Genomic DNA, 17,096 nt, shown 5'->3' on the forward strand with positions numbered 1-17,096 from the left:
GGGTGAGCCATGGTACGAGCACGCTCGGAAGGCAGCTTTTCTCAGGTCCTCCGCCAGCAAAGGCTTCGCTGCGGCCTGACCCAGTTACAGCTGGCGGCCCTGTCCACGATCAGCGTGCGGGCGATCCGCGACATGGAGAGCGGCCGCGTCGCCTCCCCGCGCCGGGCGACCGTGGCCCTTCTGGCCGGGGCGCTGCGCTTGACCGGGCAGGCCCGGACCGCCTTCTGCCGGGCCGCCCAGGTCGAGAGCTCCTATCTCGACAAGATGGTCACGGAGAGTATGCGATCCGACGCGTCCGTGTGGACCACGGACGGTCTGGTGGGGCGAGAGCACGAGCTGGACGCCATCACAGGACTGCTGGCAGCGGAGCCGCGCCAGCGGCTGCTGACCATCACCGGCATCAGCGGTGTCGGCAAGACGCGGCTGGCTCTGGAGGTCGGCCAGCGCGTGCTCGCCGAGCTCGACATCCCCCTGCTGTGGGTGCCCGTCGCCGAGGCTCACCACGACTGGATCCCGAACGCGGCCACGCCGCCCCTGCTGGAAGCCATGGTCGAACTCATCACCGGCCAGGCGGACACGAGCGGCGAACTCGCCGCGATCATCGGCACCACGCCGATGATCGTCTTCCTGGACGGCCTCGATGACGTCCCGGTCCACGCCCGGGCACTGCTCCGCCTGCTGGCGGACTGTCCGCATGTGACCGTGGTGACCACCGCCCGCGTGCCCCTGGGCATCCGGGGAGAATGCGTCCTCCCGCTGGCTCCGCTGGCGGTACCTGAACCCGGTCAGGAACGGGACCTCGACTCCCTGATCCAGGTCCCGGCGGTCAGCCTGCTGCTGCGGCAGCTCGCTCCCGTCCAGCCGGACTTCCGCCTGAATCCGGCCAACGCGTCGATGATCGCGGGGCTCTGCCGGATGCTCGACGGGTTGCCGGCCGCTCTCGGCCTGGCAGCCTCCCAGTGCCTCATGGAGCCGCTCCCCCACCTGTACGGGCAGCTGGTCGACGACCCGCGTAATCTGCATGCCCTCATCTGCCATCATCCTGAGCCGATGCTCTACGCCGCGGTGATGAGCAGCGTCGAGACGCTGCCGCAGCCACATCGGAGGCTGCTCGATCGGCTTCTGCAGATCGACGGCTGCTGGACGGTGGACGAGGCGGCCGGAGCGACCGGCCTGTCACGGCCGGAGCTGACGCGGTCGCTGCACGTTCTGTTCATCCGTGGCCTGCTGCGGCGCGTCGAGCGGCACGGCGACTACTTGATCTCGATGCTCAACATCGTTCGGCACGCATGCGCGGAGATCCACGACGTTCCGCTGTCAAGGGCCGATCAGGCTCATCTGTTCGCGATCATGTGATCAAGGTGCCCGAACCACGAAGGGCCTTCCAGGCGCATGGAGAACAGGCAGGACGTCGGCAGGTTCGCTGCAGGTTGGCTGTCAGACCTTCAACCGGCCCGGCGCGATTTGCCAGTCTGCCTACCATGCAGCAGCTTCCCAGCGTGCAGCAGCTTCGCGAAGGTCCTGCCGAGCTCGCCTTGCCAGTCCTGCACCCCACCGTGCCCCCGGAGCCGTTCCCGGCGTTGTTCGAACGTCAGGTGCGCCAGGCCCCTGACGCTCCCGCGGTCATCTCAGGGACCGAGACGCTCACCTACGCGGAACTTGATTCCCGCGCGAATCGGCTCGCGCGCGTGCTGGTCAAGCTCGGCATCGGGCCCGAGCAGGTGGTGGCGCTCGCGCTGCCGCGCTCAACCGAGCATGTCGTCGCGGTCATCGCCGTGCTGAAGGCGGGCGCCGCCTACCTGCCCGTCGACCCTGACTACCCCGCCGACCGCATCGCCTTCATGCTTCAGGACGCCCAGCCCGCCGGAGTGCTCACGAACGGTGCGACCGCGCCTCGACTGCCCGAGACCACCTGCCCGGTCTGGGAGGTCGGCGCACCGCCCCTCCTCGCGGGCGCGGAAGCACCGGCGGAAGCTCTCATCGACGCTGAACGAACCATCCCGCTGGCCGTCGATCACCCGGCCTACGTCATCTACACCTCAGGGTCCAGCGGGCGGCCCAAGGCTGTCCTCGTTCCGCACGTCGGTATCGCGAACTTCAGTCGCGAACAGGTGCGGACGCTCGACGTCGGCCGTGGCTGCCGGGTCCTGCACTGTGCCTCGCCGAGCTTCGACGCGGCGTTCTGGGAGTTGTGCCTGGCGCTGCTGAGCGGCGCGACCCTGGTCGTGGCGGGCACCCGGGGGCTGGTCTCCGCCGCCGAGCTGGCCAGTCTGGACCTTACGCACGTCTCGCTCCCGCCCACCCTCCTGGGCGCGATGTCACCGTCGGACCTGCCGACCGTGCGAACGGTGATCGTCGGCGGTGAGCCGTGCTCAGCCGAACTCACCGCGCTCTGGGCACCGGGCCGCCGGATGTTCAACAGCTACGGCCCGGCCGAGACCACGGTCATGGCCACGATGTCCGCCCCGCTGCCCGCCGGCGTCAAGCCGTCGATCGGACGCCCCATCTCCGACGTCGCCGTCCACGTGCTCGACGAGAACCTGAACCCGGTCGGTCCTGGCCGGACCGGTGAGATCTACATCGCCGGCATCGGGCTGGCACGAGGCTATCTGCGCCGGCCCGGCCTGACCGCGCAGCGCTTCGTCGCCGATCCGTTCGGCATCCCCGGATCGCGGATGTACCGCACGGGTGACCTGGCCGCCCGGCGCCCCGATGGCCAACTGGACTTTCTCGGCCGGGCCGACGAGCAGTTGAAGATCCGCGGATTCCGCATCGAACCGGGCGAGGTCGAGGCGGCGATCGCGGCGTGCCCCAAGGTGCGGCACGTCGCGGTCGTGGTCCGCGAGGACCGTCCAGGCATCAAGCGGTTGATCGCGTACGTCGTGCCCACCGCGGCCGCCGACGGCGACCGCGCTGACAAGGAGGTCGTCGACGCGTGGCGGCAGGTGAACGAGTCCCTGTACGGCCAGCGCTCACAGCGTCCCCTCGGCGACGACTTCGAGGGCTGGAACAGCAGCTACACCGGTAGGCGGCTCCCTGTCGACGAGATGCGTCTGTGGCGGCAGGTGGCGGTGGACCGGATCACCGCCTTGGAACCACGCCGCATCCTGGACATCGGCGTGGGCAACGGATTGATCCTTTCCCAGCTCGCGAGTGTGTGCGAGAGCTACTGGGGCACCGATCTGTCGGCCCAGGCGATCGCATCCCTGCGACGCTCGATCAGCGCCCGGCCCGAATGGACCGGCAAGGTACGGGTCATGGCGCAGCCGGCCGATGACTTCACCGGCCTGCCGGACGGTTTCTTCGACACCCTGATCCTCAACTCAGTGGTCCAGTATTTCCCGAACATCGATTACGTCATCCAAGTCCTGGCAGGAGCCTGGAATCTGCTGCCCGACGGCGGTCATCTGTTCCTGGGCGACCTGCGTAACCTACGCCTGGCACGGGCCCTGCACACCGGCATCCAGGTGCGGCGGGCCCGGCCGGACACCGATCCGGCCACGGTGGCCGCCTTGGTGGAGCGCGGGATGGCGAACGAGCGGGAGCTGCTGATCGACCCCGGGTTCTTCGCCACGGTCAGGAACCATCTGGCCGACGTCGCCAGCGTCCAGGTCCTGCTGAAGCCGGACGGCGGCCACAACGAACTGACCGGGTACCGTTACGACGTCATCATGCGGAAGGGGCCCGAACAGCCGGCCCCCGCGCCGGCGGCCCTGCGCTGGGGTGACGACGTGACGAGCCTGACCGCCCTCGACCACCACCTGAGCCTGCGGCGACCGAGCACGGTGCGGCTGCACGGCATCCCCAACGCACGGCTCACAGCGGACGTCGCCGCGGCCCGATCGCTCGACGCCGGTGACCTCGCAGGTGCTCGGCAGGCGATCGCCGGCCCCTGGACCGGCACCGATCCGCGGGCGCTACGGGAACTGGGGATCGGCCACGGCTACGAGACCCACCTGACGTGGTCGGAGGAGGCCACCGACGCTTTCGACGTGGTGCTGGTCGACAGGCTCGCCCCCATCGGCCCGATCGACGTGGTCCCTCGCCCGCGCTCCGTACCGGCCAACGAACCGGTGCCGCCCGCTCGCCGTACCGGCCTGATCCACGAGATCCGCGCGCAGACGGTACGCACGCTGCCGAAGCACATGGTGCCGACCGACATCGTGCTCCTCGATCGCCTGCCGACCACGCCCAACGGCAAGCTCGACCGGTCCGCCCTGCCCGAGCCGGAATCGGAGGAGCGCGAAGCCGGCCGGTCCCCGGGCTCGCCGCGGGAGCGGATCCTGGCCGAGGCGTTCGCCGAGGTGCTGGGCTTGGCGTCGGTGAGCGTCAGCGACCAGTTCATCTCCCTCGGCGGCGACAGCATCACGGCGATCCGGGTGTGCGGCGTGGCTCGCCAGAATGGCCTGTTGATCGAGCCCGACGAGGTACTGCGACTGCGGACGGTAGCGAAGCTGGCAGCCGCGGCACGAACAGCACAGACCGATCAGCCGGCCGACGACGACATCGAGGTCGGTGCCCTTCCCGCCACCCCGATCGTGCGATGGTCGGTCGAGTGGGGCGCGCCGATCGACGACTTCAGCCAGTCGGTGGTGATGCGAACCCCCTCCGACCTGCACGTTGAGGCGCTGGAGCGCGTCTTGCAGGCCCTGCTGGACACCCACGACGGGTTACGCCTGTCGATGGTCGCCACGAACGGAGAACAGGATCACCCTCTTGAGGTGCTCCCGGCCGGGAGCGTGCCCGCGGCCGAGTGCCTCACGCGAGTCGATGCCCGGACGTTGACCGATACCGAGCTGGCAAGGACGATCGACGATGAACTGGCCAGGGCGAGGAGCCGCCTCGCCCCGCGTCAGGGCCGCCTGCTGCAGGCGGTGTGGTTCGACCGCGGCCCGTCGGCGACCGGCCGGCTCGCCCTGGTCGTCCAGCATCTGGCCGCCGACGCGTTGTCCTGGCACATCCTGACCGACGATCTGGCCACGGCCTGGCAGGCGATCCGGCAGGGCCGCGAACCGAAGCTGATCGGCCCCTTCACCTCGTTCCGCCGCTGGGCCCACCTGCTTCAGACGACGGCCGGTCACGCGGATCGCCGAGCCGAGCTGCCCTTCTGGCTCGACACGCTGGACCGGCCCGCCGCCGGCTTCGTGCGCGGCGTCACGGATCCGGCGAAAGACCGCATGGGGGCGATGGTGTCGGCCACCTTCGACCTGCCTCCCGAGCTGACGAAGAAGTTGTACGCGGTGCCGGAGGCACTGGGCTGCGAACTCAATGACGTCCTGCTGACCGGCCTGGCTCTGGCTCTGGCAGGCCGCGCACCCGACCCGGAGGCCGGCTCGGACAAGGCGGTGCTGCTGGAGCTGGAGAGCCACGGACGTGAGGCCATCGCCGACGGCGTCGACCTGTCCCGCAACGTGGGCTGGTTCACCAGCGCCTACCCGGTGCGCCTGGTGCCCGGCACAGCCGATCCCGGCCGCGCTCTCAAGCGGATCAAGGAGCAGCTGCGACAGGTCCCAGGGAAGGGCCTGGGTTTCGGCCTGCTGCGCTACCTGAACCCGCAGACCGCGCCCATCCTCGCGAAACGCCCCAAGCCGCTGATCCGCTTCAACTACATGGGCCGCTTCGCCGCGGGCCACGAGCGCGCCTGGGCGCTGCTCCCCGGCCGCGACGCCTTCAACGATCACGTCGACCCGGCCGCGCCGGTCGTGCACCCGGTGGAGATCAACGCGGTCACGCAGGACCTGCCCGACGGTCCCCGGTTCAGCGCCACCTGGCGATGGCTGCCGGCCGCGGCCGAGCCCGGCCTGGTCGCCGCGGTGTGCGAGGAGTGGTTCGCCGCGCTGGAGACGATCATCGATCACGCGGCGCAGCCCGGCAGCACCGCCCTGACGCCCTCGGACCTGTTTCTCAGCTCGCTGAGCCAGCGCGAGATCGAAGAACTCGAAGCCGACCTGCTCGGAGAGGTGTGATCGTCATGGGCAAGGTGCGACGTTCAGCGATCGAGGACGTTCTCCCTCTGTCGCCGCTTCAGGAAGGACTCCTGTTCCACTCCCTGTACGAACGCGAAGCCACGCGTCTGTACGTGGCGCAGCTGTCGATGGAGCTTCACGGGGACGTGGACCCGACGGCTCTGCGGTCGGCCTCTGCCGCCGTGCTCAGCCGGCACCCGAACCTGCGCGCGGGGTTCCGCCACCGAGGCTCGGGCGAACCCGTCCAGGTGGTTCCGCGTGGTTTTTCCCTTGAGTGGCAGGACCTCGACCTGTCCGATCTCGGCGGCGTCGAAGGTGCCGCCCGTGACGCCCGCCTGGCGCGGTTCCTGGACGACGACTGGTCCCAAGGGTTCGCCATCGAAAAACCGCCACTGCTACGTTTCGCGCTGATCCGGCTCGGAGCGGGGCACCACCGGTTCGTCCTGACCGCACACCACGCCATCCTGGACGCGTGGTCCGGCAGACTCCTGCTGGGCGAGATCTTCACGGCCTACGGCTCGACCGACGCGGCCGAGCCGATCGCCCCGTACCGCGACTACCTGGCCTGGCTGGACCAGGCCGATCAGCAGCGGGCCGAGGCGGCGTGGCGGCGTGCCCTGGACGGTCTGGAGCAGGGGACCTCGATCGCCGGCGCCCTCGGCGGACACGCCGGAAACGCCGGATCGGCCGAGGCGGAAGAGCTGCGCTGGGACCTTTCCGAGGATCTCAGCCAGGCGCTCGTCGACCGCGCGCGCGAGGTGGGCGTGACACTGAACACGGTCTTCCAGGGGGCCTGGGCCCTCGTCCTCGGGCGGTCGCTGGGCAGCGACGACGTGGCGTTCGGCACCCCCGTCTCCTGCCGGCCCGCCGACCTCGCCAACGCCGACAGGATGATCGGCCTGCTGATCAACACGGTTCCGGTACGAGTGCCCCTGCCCCCGGACATCTCCCTGCGGCAGATGCTGCGTGAGCTGGGCGACGGCTGGTCGGAGTCCGTGCGGTACGGCCACCTCGGGTTGTCCCCCATCCAGCGGCTCACCGGCATCACCGGGCCCCTCTTCGACACCGTCCTCTCCTTCGAGAATCAGCCCGGCGGTACGGCCGACCTGTCCACCGTCGACTTCACGGCCACCGATCTACGCGTACGTGAAAGCACGCACTATCCCCTGGCCCTGGACGTGCGCCCCGGCCGGCGCATCGCGATCTCGCTGCTGCACCGGGTCGACATGGTCGACCGCGTCGCGGCCTCGGTCATGGCCGACCGTGTCACTCGTGTCCTGACCGCCCTCGCCGAGACGCCCGATCTGAACGTGGGCAGCGTCGAGGCTCTGTCCGGACAGGAGCTGGACCTCGTTCTCAGGACGTACAACGACACCGGGACCGATCGTGTGCCCGGCCTCGTCCACGAGCGCTTCCGGGCACAGGCACGGCTGACCCCCGACGCTGTGGCGGTGACCGCTGACGACGGTTCCACGACCTACGCGGAGCTGGACGCCCGGACCGACCGGCTGGCCGCGCTGCTCGCCCGGCATGGAGCCGGCCCCGAACGGGTGATCGGGTTGATGGTGCCGCGCTCGCTGGCCCTGGTCGAGACCTTACTGGCAGTGCTGAAGACCGGTGCCGCCTATGCGCCGCTCGACCCGGGGCATCCGGCCGAACGGCTGGCGTTCCTGATCGGAGATGTGGCGCCCGAGGTCGTCGTCACCGTGAAAGCTCTGGCGGCGACCCTGCCGGTCGGCATCGAGCGTGTCATCGTGGACGATCCCGACGTCGTCGCCTGCCTCGCCGATACCGCCGCGACCGCGCCGACACCGGGAAAGGTCTCCGTCCACCCGGACGGCGCGGCCTACGTCATGTACACCTCGGGATCCACCGGCCGCCCCAAAGGCGTGGTCGTCACCCACCGCAATATCGTCGATCTGGCGACCGACCGGTGTTTCCGGGCCGAGGAGCAGTCCGGAGTCCTGGTGCACTCTCCCCAGGAGTTCGACGCCTCGACCTACGAAGTCTGGGCACCGTTGCTGAACGGCGGCCGGCTCGTGGTCGCCCCACCCGGCCACCTGGACGTGCTCGAATACCAGCGCCTGATCGCCGGCGCGGGCATCACCTGTCTGTGGCTCACCGCCGGGCTGTTCACCGTCCTGGCCGAAGAGGCGGCCCCGTGCTTTCGCGGGGTGCGTCAGGTCTGGACGGGCGGTGACGTCGTGCCGGCCGCCGCGGTGCGCCGAGTCCTCGACGCCTGCCCGGACGTCGAGATCGTCAACGGCTACGGCCCCACGGAGACCACCACCTTCGCCACGAACGGGCCGGTCGACCGGGATCACCTGCCCGCCACCGTCCCCATCGGCCGTCCGCTCGACGACACGCGGGTCCATGTCCTCGACGCCGCTCTCCGGCCCGTCCCGCCAGGCGTGACCGGCGAGCTGTACATCGCCGGCGCCGGCCTCGCCCGCGGCTACCTCCGGCGCCCCGGGCTGACCGCCGAGAAGTTCGTCGCCGACCCTTTCGCAGCGGACGGCTCCCGGATGTACCGGACCGGCGATCTCGTGCGCTGGCGCGCGGACGGGCAGGTGGAGTTCGTCGGCCGAGCCGACGCCCAGGTGAAACTGCGCGGCTTTCGCATCGAGCCGGCCGAGGTCGAAGCGGTGCTGGCCGTCCAGGAAGGCGTCGCCGCCGCGCTCGCCGTGGTCAGGGAGGACCGTCCCGGCGATCGACGGCTCGTCGCCTATGTGGTCGCCCAGCGCGGCATGACCGTGGACCCACCGCGGATCCGCGCCGCCATGGCCGGGTCGGTACCCGACTACATGGTGCCCGCCGCGGTTGTGGTGCTGGACGAGCTTCCCCTGACAGGGAGCGGAAAACTCGACCGCAAGGGCCTTCCAGCGCCTGACTATGCCCCGGCAGCCAAACACCGCGAACCGCGCAGCCTGCAGGAGGAGATCCTGTGCGGCCTGTTCGCCGACGTGCTCGGCCTGCGCACGGTCGGCCCCGATGACGGCTTCTTCGAGCTCGGCGGCCACTCGCTGCTCGCCACCAGATTGGTCAACCGCATCCGCGCCGCGTTCAAACGCGAACTGTCGATCCGTACGCTGTTCGAGGCCACCACGCCGGCCGCGCTCGTCGTGCTGCTCGACGAGGCCCCGGACGCGCGGCCGGAGCTGGGCCGCGAAACCCGCCCGGCCCACCTCCCCCTGTCCTACGCCCAGCAGCGGCTCTGGTTCCTGCACTGCGTGGAGGGTCCCAACGCCACGTACAACGTGCCGTTCGTGTTGCGGATAACCGGGGAGCTCGACCGGGCCGCCCTCCAGGCCGCTCTCGGCGACCTGCTGGCCAGGCACGAACCGCTACGCACCACCTTCTCCGACGTGGACGGCGAGCCGTACCAGATCGTCCACGCGCCGGAGCGCGCTCACGTCGCGCTGGATGTGATCGGCATCGAGCCGGGCGAGCTTGACGCGATGTTGGCCGAGGCGGTGGCACACCGTTTCGACCTGTCGACCGACCTGCCCCTGATCGCACGGCTCCTGGTCGAAGGCCCGGACGAAGCCGTCCTGGTGCTGATCGTGCATCACATCGCCTGCGATGGATGGTCGGCCGAGCCGCTGGCCCGCGACCTGTCCGCCGCCTACGCGGCCCGCCGGCGAGGCCAGGCCGAGGCGGCCGCCCTGTCCGTGCAGTACGCCGACTACGTGCTCTGGCAGGACCGGATCATCGGTCGCGAAGACGACCCGCGTTCCCGGCTGGCCCGCCAATCGGAGTTCTGGCGGCATACTCTGGCCGATCTGCCGGTGGAGCTGAGGCTGCCGATCCGGATCGACCGGCCGGCCGTCCCCGGCGCCCAGGCCGATGTCGTTCGCCTGGCCGTACCGGCGGACCAGCACGCGGCTCTCGTCCGGCTGGCCCGTGGCGAGCAGGCGACGCTGTTCATGACGATCCAGGCGGCGCTGGCCGTCGCGCTCACCGGCCTCGGCGCCGGCACCGACATTCCCCTGGGCACGGTGGTGGCCGGCCGGGCCGACGACGCTCTGGACGACTTGGTCGGGTTCTTCGTCAACACCCTGGTGCTGCGTACCAGCACGGCCGGCGATCCGACGTTCCGCGATGTGCTGCGCCGGGTCCGCGAGATCGACCTCGCCGCATTCGCCAACCAGGACATCCCTTTCGACCGGATAGTCGAGGTCGTGAACCCGCCGCGGTCCCTGGGGCGGCACCCGATGTTCCAGGTCATGCTGGTGCTGCAGAACAACGCCGACCCGGTGTTCGCCCTGGAAGGCGCCGAGGTCACCGTGGAGCGGCTGGGCATGGCGGGCGCGGCGAAGTTCGATCTGACCGTGACGTTCCGGGAACTGCCGGAAGGCGGTCTCGACGGCACGGTCGAGTTCCGTACCGACCTGTTCGCACGCGAGACGGCTGAGGAACTCGGCGGCAAGGTGGCCCAGTTCCTCGCGGCCGCGATTTCGTCACCCGACGTGCCGATCAGCCGGTTGGGCGCGAACCCGGGCCTGCCCGCCCCCCTGGCTCACGCCTCCTACGGCACACCCGCGGACAACGGGCGCGGCGAGCCTCCCGGCGCCGCCGCCCTGCCACGCCTTCCCCGGCCGAGCGCCCAAGAAGAGATCCTGACCGGCCTGTTCGCCGAAGCCCTGGGCGTGCGGACGGTCGGGCCCGACGACCACTTCTTCGACCGGGGCGGGCACTCGCTGCTCGCGCTGAAGCTGGCCGCGCGGATCCGCAGCACGTTCGGGGTCGAGCTCACCGTCGCCGACGTCTTCCACACGCCGACCGTGGCCGGCCTGCTTCCGGCCCTGTCCAACGGGGCCTCGCCACCGCTCGCCGTGATCGCCGGCGATCGCCCCGAGGTGCTTCCCCTGTCGTTCGCACAGCAGGGTCTGTGGTTCCTCAACAGGATCGGGGACGAGCACGGCGTCTACAACGTCCCGCTCGCTTTCCGGCTCAGCGGGTCCCTCGACACCGGTGCCCTGACAGCGGCGGTCGGCGATGTGGCCGTCCGGCACGAAAGCCTGCGCACCGTGTTTCCCGAGGTGGACGGCGTGCCCCGGCAGGTCGTCCGCGACGCCCCTGCCGGGCTCCCCCCGGTGACGATCGTCCCCGTCACGGAGGCTCGGCTCGCCGACCGGGTGGCCGAGCACGCGCGCCGGGAGTTCGACCTGACCGAGGAACTGCCGCTGCGGGTGGCTCTGTTCACGCTCACGCCGACAGAGTCAGTGCTCTCGATCGTGATCCACCACATCGCCGTGGACGGGCTGTCGGCCGAGCCGCTCCTGCGCGACCTGGCGACCGCCTACACCGCTCGCCTCGCCGATGACGAGCCGCGGTGGGCACCGCTACCGGTGCAGTACAGCGACTACGCCCTGTGGCAACGGAAGGTGCTCGGCCAGGATGACGACCCGGACAGCCCGCTGTCCGCACGGCTGGCGTTCTGGCAGCAGGCGCTGGAAGGCCTCCCGGAACAGCAGAATCTCCCGATGGCGCGTCCGCGTCCGGCGGTGGCCAGCCATCGCGGCGACGTGGTCGACGCGTGGCTGCCGGCCGCGCTGCACGCCGATCTGGTGAGCCTGGCGAAGGCTCACCGGGTGAGCCTGTTCATGGTGCTGCAGGCGGCCCTGGCCACCGTCCTGTCCCGTGCGGGGGCGGGCCCGGATCTCTCCATCGGCACCTCGGTCGGCGGGCGGCCGGACCCCGTGCTGGACGACCTGGTCGGCGTGTTCCTCAACACCCTCGTCCTCCGCACCGACGTGTCCGGCGATCCCACCGTCAGTGACCTGCTGGCCCGGATCCGCGCCACCGACCTCGCTGCCTACGCACACCAGGACACGCCGTTCGAACGTCTGGTGGAATGGCTCAACCCGCAACGCTCACCGAGCTACAACCCGCTGTTCCAGGTCATGCTCGAACTCCACCACGGGGCCGAGCCCACCCCGGCCCTGCCCGGCGTCCGGTCCGCGGCGTACCCGCTGACCTACGCGGCCGCGAAAGTCGACCTGTCGTTCACGCTGCGCGAGACGTACTCGCATGACGGGGCTCCAGCCGGACTGGAATTCGGGCTCGAATACGCCACCGACCTGTTCGATCGCGCTATGGCGGAGCGCCTGTCCGAATGGTTCCGGCGCGTGCTGGAACAGATCGCGGCCGACCCGTCACGACCCGTCGGCGACATCGCCCTCCTGTCCGAGGAGGAACGGCACCAGATCCTGCAGGAGTGGAACGCCACGGAGCTGGAGATCCCGGACACGACCCTGTCCGAACTGTTCGAGGAACAAGTGGCCCAGCGACCCGACGCGGTAGCCATCGTCGACACCGACGGCACCGAGATCACCTACGACACCCTCAACAAACAAGCCAACCAACTCGCCTGGCACCTACGCGCCACAGGCGTCACCACCGAAACCTTCGTAGCAGTATGCCTCGAACACAGCCCCCACATGTTCGTCGCCCTGCTCGCCATCCTCAAAGCCGGCGCCGCATATGTCCCCCTCGACCCCCAACACCCAGCAGACCGACTCGCCCACGTCCTCCACGACACCGCCGCCACCATCCTGCTCACCCAATCAACCCTCACCCACCGCCTCCCCACCACCTACCCCGGCACCATCCACACCCTCGACGACCAACCCCACAACACCACCCACCCCGACACCAACCCACCCCCCACACACGGCCCCGACAACCTCGTCTACACCATCTACACCAGCGGCTCCACCGGACAACCCAAAGGCGTCCTCATCACCCACCGCGCCCTCATCAACTACCTCCACTGGGCCATCAACGGCTACCACACCGACGCCCACTCCGGCGCCCCCATGCTCGGCTCCATAGCCGTCGACCTCTCCATCCCCAACTTCTTCCTCCCACTGATCACCGGCAAGAACATCACCCTCCTCCCACCCGACCCCCACCTCCAACACCTCGCCCACCACCTCCTCCAACCCGCCGACTACAGCCTCCTCAAAATCACCCCCGGCCACCTCGACATGCTCCGCGAACTACTCCCCACAAACACCACACTCACCTCCGTACGCACCTACGTCATCGGAGCCGACGAACTCCGCGCCGAAACCGCCACCGCCTGGCGACACATCGCACCACAAGCCCGACTCATCAACGAATACGGCCCGACCGAAACGGTCGTCGGCTGTTCGGTGCACCCGATCGGGCCGGATCTCGACCCGTCGATGCCGGTCTCCATCGGCCGGCCGATCGCCAACACCCGCATGTACGTCCTCGACGAGCGGCTGAACCCGGTGCCGCCCGGCGTCGCCGGCGAGCTCTACATCGCCGGCCGCGGGGTCGCCCGCGGCTATCTGCGGCGGTTCGCGCTGACGGCCGAGCGGTTCGTCGCCGATCCCTTCGGCGCACCGGGCAGCCGGATGTACCGCACCGGCGACATGGCCCGCTTCCGGCCCGGCGGCGACATCGACTTCCTCGGCCGGACCGACCACCAGGTGAAGATCCGCGGCTACCGGGTCGAACTCGGTGAGGTCGAGGCTCGGCTGCTGCTCCATCACGACGTCAGCGAGGCGGTGGTCGTCGCCCGGAGGGACTCGTCAGGCCGCACGCATCTGGCCGCGTACGTGGTGGGCGCCGACGGCGCCCGACCGGCCACGGAGAGCCTGCGCGGCCACATGACGGCTCAGCTGCCCGACCACATGGTGCCGAACTTCTGGATGGTCCTGGACCGGATGCCGCTGACGCAGGACGGCAAGGTGGATCGGAAGGCCCTGCCCGCGATCAAGGAGCACAGCGCGGTCCTACGCCGGCCGCCCGGCACCGAGACCGAAGAGATGCTCTGCGAGCTCATCGCCGACGTCCTCGACCTCTCGGTGGTGGGAGTCGACGACAACTTCTTCGGGCTCGGGGGTGACAGCATCGCCTCCATCCAGTTCGTCAGCCGAGCCCGCAAGGCGGGACTGCGGCTCTCCCCCCAGCAGGTCTACCAGGCCCGCGACATCGCGGAACTGGCCGCACTGGCCCTCCCGTCCGAAGCGGCGTCCACCTCCGAGCACGACTCCGGTAGCGGCCGGGTGACACCCACGCCGGCCATCCGGTGGCTCGACGAGCAGCGCGGCCCGAGCGGCGGATACGACCAGGCAGTACTGCTCCACGTGCCCGCTGACCTCGGCCAGGACCGGCTGCGACAGGCCGTCCAGGCCGTACTCGATCACCACGATCTCCTGCGTGCCCGCACGATCCGCGGCGCGGACGGCCGCATCGACCACTTGTGGGTCGACGAGCCAGGAGCGGCCGGCGCGGCGTCGTCCATCACGCGCTGTGACGTGACGGATCTGGCCCCGGAGGAGATCACGGCGCGCGTCGAAGCGCACGCCCATGCCGCCAAGGCTCGGCTCGCGCCGGAAGCCGGACGGATGGTGCGGATCATCTGGTTCGACGCCGGTCCCGGCCGTCCCGGCCGGCTGTTGCTGATGGTGCACCACCTGGTGGTGGACGCGGTATCCCTGCGGATCCTCATCGAGGACCTGCAGGCGGCCTGGCAGGCCGCCGGGACCGACCGGCCTCCCGTCCTCGATCCGGTCCCGACCTCGTTCCGGACCTGGGCTGACCGCCTGCTCCAGGAGGCGACCCGGCCGGAGCGAGCCGCGGAGCTGGCGCTCTGGGAACGCATGTCCCTTCCGAGCCCGCCCCTCGGCGCCGGGCCGGTGGATCCGGCCCGTGACACGGTGGCGAGCCAGCGCTCGCTCACGATCCGGCTCTCCGCCGAGGAGACGAGGAACCTGACGGCTGCCGCGTCCGCCACCTACGGCGCGGGCCTGCACGAGGTCCTCCTGGCCGCTCTCGCCCTGGCCATAGCCGAGCGCGGTGGTGGAGGCGAGCCGACGGTGACCATCGAGATCGAGGGGCACGGCCGCAGCGATCGCATCGCTTCGGGGGATCTGTCCCGCACGGTCGGCTGGTTCACCGCGTCCTTCCCGCTCCGCATCGACCTTGAGCCGCTCGGCGGCGCCGCCGGAGCGGACGCCGACGGGGTGGTGTCCCTTGTCATGAGCGGCCTGCGGGCCCTGCCGGACGATGGGATCGGTTACGGGCTGCTCCGCTATCTCAACCCCGAGACCTCGCCGATCCTCGCCGGACTGCCGTCCGCGCAGGTGCGGTTCAACTATCTCGGCCGGCTCCCCCTCCCAGGGGCGGAGCCATGGTCCGCCTCGTGGGAGGAGCCGGTCGCGGGCAGCGGACCGCAGGGGGAGATGGCGGTATCGCATGTCCTGGACGTCCTCGCCTTCGTCCTGAACGGCCCCGACGGCGCCGTGCTGCACGTCTCACTGCACTGGCCGCAGGCGCTGCTGGACCGGGCCGAGGTGGCCGCCATCGGCGCCGCCCTGTCACGGACCCTGACCGCGCTGGCCGGCCGCGCCCGGTCGCTGGTCTCGCTGGAGCCGGACGAGTTCGGCGAACTGGAAGGCCTTCTCAGCAACCCCTGACCGTCCACCATCCCTAAGGAGAACCTGATGTCGAACCCGTTCGAGGACGAAGACGCCCGCTACCACGTCCTGATCAACGCCGAAGAGCAGTACTCCCTCTGGCCGGCCTTCGCCGAGATCCCGGCCGGATGGTCGGCAGTGATCGAGAACAGCAGCCGCCAGGACTGCCTGGACCACATCGAGGAGACCTGGACCGACATGCGGCCCAAGAGCCTGGTGCTGAACATGGCAGCCGCCGCGGACGCCCGCCCCGCACAGGCATGAGCACCACCGAGAAAAGCTGGGGAGGGCCGCTCTCCCCCCTGTCGTCGGCGACCGTGCGGCTTTTCTGCGTCCCGTACGCCGGTGGCGGAGCAGCCGTCTTCCGCCACTGGCCCGCCCTCCTTCCACCGACCGTGGCGGTGAGCGCGATCCGGCTGCCGGGACGAGAATCACGGATCAGCGAGCCACCGCTCGCCGATATCGGGCAGATGGTCGCCGCGGTCGCTGACGACCTGGCCGCCACCGCGGCGACCGGACAGCCGTACGCGCTCTTCGGCCACAGTTTCGGGGCGTTGGTCGCCTTCGAGCTGGCCCGCGAGATGCGCGCCCGAGATCTGCCCGCCCCTCGCCGCCTGTTCGTATCAGCCCACCGGGCGCCCGACGCGGACGTCGGCACTCCGCCGATCCGAGATCTGTCCGACAGGGATTTCCTCGACAAGGTCATCCGGTACGGAGGCATGCCGCAGGAGGTCCTTGACTCCCCGGATCTGCTCGCCATGGTGCTGCCCGCCCTGCGAGCCGACATCGACGCGGCGGAGGGTTATCGCTTCGTCTCCGGTGCGCCCCTGGACTGCCCGATCTCGGTGTTCGGCGGGCGAAGCGATTCCGTCACCCCGCAGGCCCAGCTGTACGGCTGGCGGTCCCACTCCGTCGCGGAGGTCGAGGTGCGCCTGTTCGACGGCGGCCACTTCTTCCTCCACGACAACCGCACGGCGGTCGCGACCGCGGTCGGCGCCGCCTTGGAGGTCAGTCCATGACGGCGCCGACCGGCCAGGCGCGACCTCCGCTCGGCGGGCGTGTCCGCACGGATCGCCGGGGAGACCGGTAGGCGCGTCGCGCAGGGTCCCGGTATCGACGAGGACACGCTGTGGCCAGGCGGGCCGGACTCGCCTGGCCACGCTAGGGGGCCATCTCTCCCGGCCAGTGCGCGAACCCGCGCAGCCCGTACAGCAGCGGCACGTCCCGCTCCTGGTCGACGCTCACGACGTCGCCCAGCACGATCACATGGTCGCCCACGACCACCGTCTCCTTCACGGCGCACTCGGCCCTGGCGAAGGAGTCGGCATGCAGCCACGGCACGCCGAGCAGCCGCGACGGCCGCCACGCCGCCCGGTCGAACCGGTCGGAGGCGACCGAGGCGAACAGCTCGGCCGTGTGGCGGCTGCCGGCGCGCAGCAGGTTCACCGCGAACGCGCCGCCGTCGAGCACTGCGCCCAGCGTGCCGCTCCGCACGTCCAGGCAGGTCAGCAGGACGGGTGGGGACACGGTCACGCTGGTCAACGAGGTACAGGTCATGCCGTGGGGCCGGCCGCCCGCGTCCACGGCGGTGATCACCGCCACTCCGGTCGGGAACGCGCTCATCAGCGCTCGGTACTCGGCCCCCGTCACCGGCCGGGTGCCGGCGATTCCCATG

Annotated in this window: 6 protein-coding genes; 5 read left to right on the plus strand and 1 reads right to left on the minus strand. The window is 70.3% G+C overall.

Features of this window, described 5'->3' with window-relative positions; translation table 11 throughout:
- Window positions 1–9: 9 nt before the first annotated feature.
- From ACTMTF_RS07905 to ACTMTF_RS07925, 5 genes are all read left to right on the plus strand, one after another.
- Complete coding sequence (locus ACTMTF_RS07905) at window positions 10–1,356, plus strand: helix-turn-helix domain-containing protein (RefSeq protein ID WP_441109971.1); 1,347 nt, start codon at window positions 10–12, stop codon at window positions 1,354–1,356.
- Window positions 1,357–1,481: 125 nt separating this feature from the next.
- A complete protein-coding gene (locus ACTMTF_RS07910) occupies window positions 1,482–5,966 on the plus strand; it encodes an amino acid adenylation domain-containing protein (protein WP_441109972.1) in 4,485 nt (1,494 codons plus the stop codon).
- A 5-nt stretch (window positions 5,967–5,971) separates the two neighbouring features.
- Window positions 5,972–15,421: an amino acid adenylation domain-containing protein gene (locus tag ACTMTF_RS07915; protein ID WP_441109973.1), complete on the plus strand. Its 9,450-nt coding sequence runs from the start codon at window positions 5,972–5,974 to the stop codon at window positions 15,419–15,421.
- Between the two features lie 27 nt (window positions 15,422–15,448).
- Complete coding sequence (locus ACTMTF_RS07920) at window positions 15,449–15,685, plus strand: MbtH family protein (RefSeq protein ID WP_441109974.1); 237 nt, start codon at window positions 15,449–15,451, stop codon at window positions 15,683–15,685.
- Window positions 15,682–16,440 carry a thioesterase II family protein gene (locus tag ACTMTF_RS07925; protein ID WP_441109975.1) on the plus strand — a complete coding sequence of 253 codons (759 nt, stop codon included), beginning with the start codon at window positions 15,682–15,684 and terminating at the stop codon, window positions 16,438–16,440. Before ACTMTF_RS07920 ends, ACTMTF_RS07925 begins: the two co-directional genes overlap by 4 nt.
- A gap of 142 nt (window positions 16,441–16,582) precedes the next feature.
- Here ACTMTF_RS07925 and ACTMTF_RS07930 read toward each other — a convergent pair whose 3' ends face one another.
- On the minus strand, window positions 16,583–17,095 hold the full coding sequence (locus ACTMTF_RS07930) for a flavin reductase family protein (protein ID WP_397012719.1): 513 nt from the start codon (window positions 17,093–17,095) through the stop codon (window positions 16,583–16,585).
- Window position 17,096: the final 1 nt, after the last annotated feature.

The sequence above is a fragment of the Nonomuraea sp. ZG12 genome (assembly GCF_052068115.1).
GTDB lineage: Bacteria > Actinomycetota > Actinomycetes > Streptosporangiales > Streptosporangiaceae > Nonomuraea.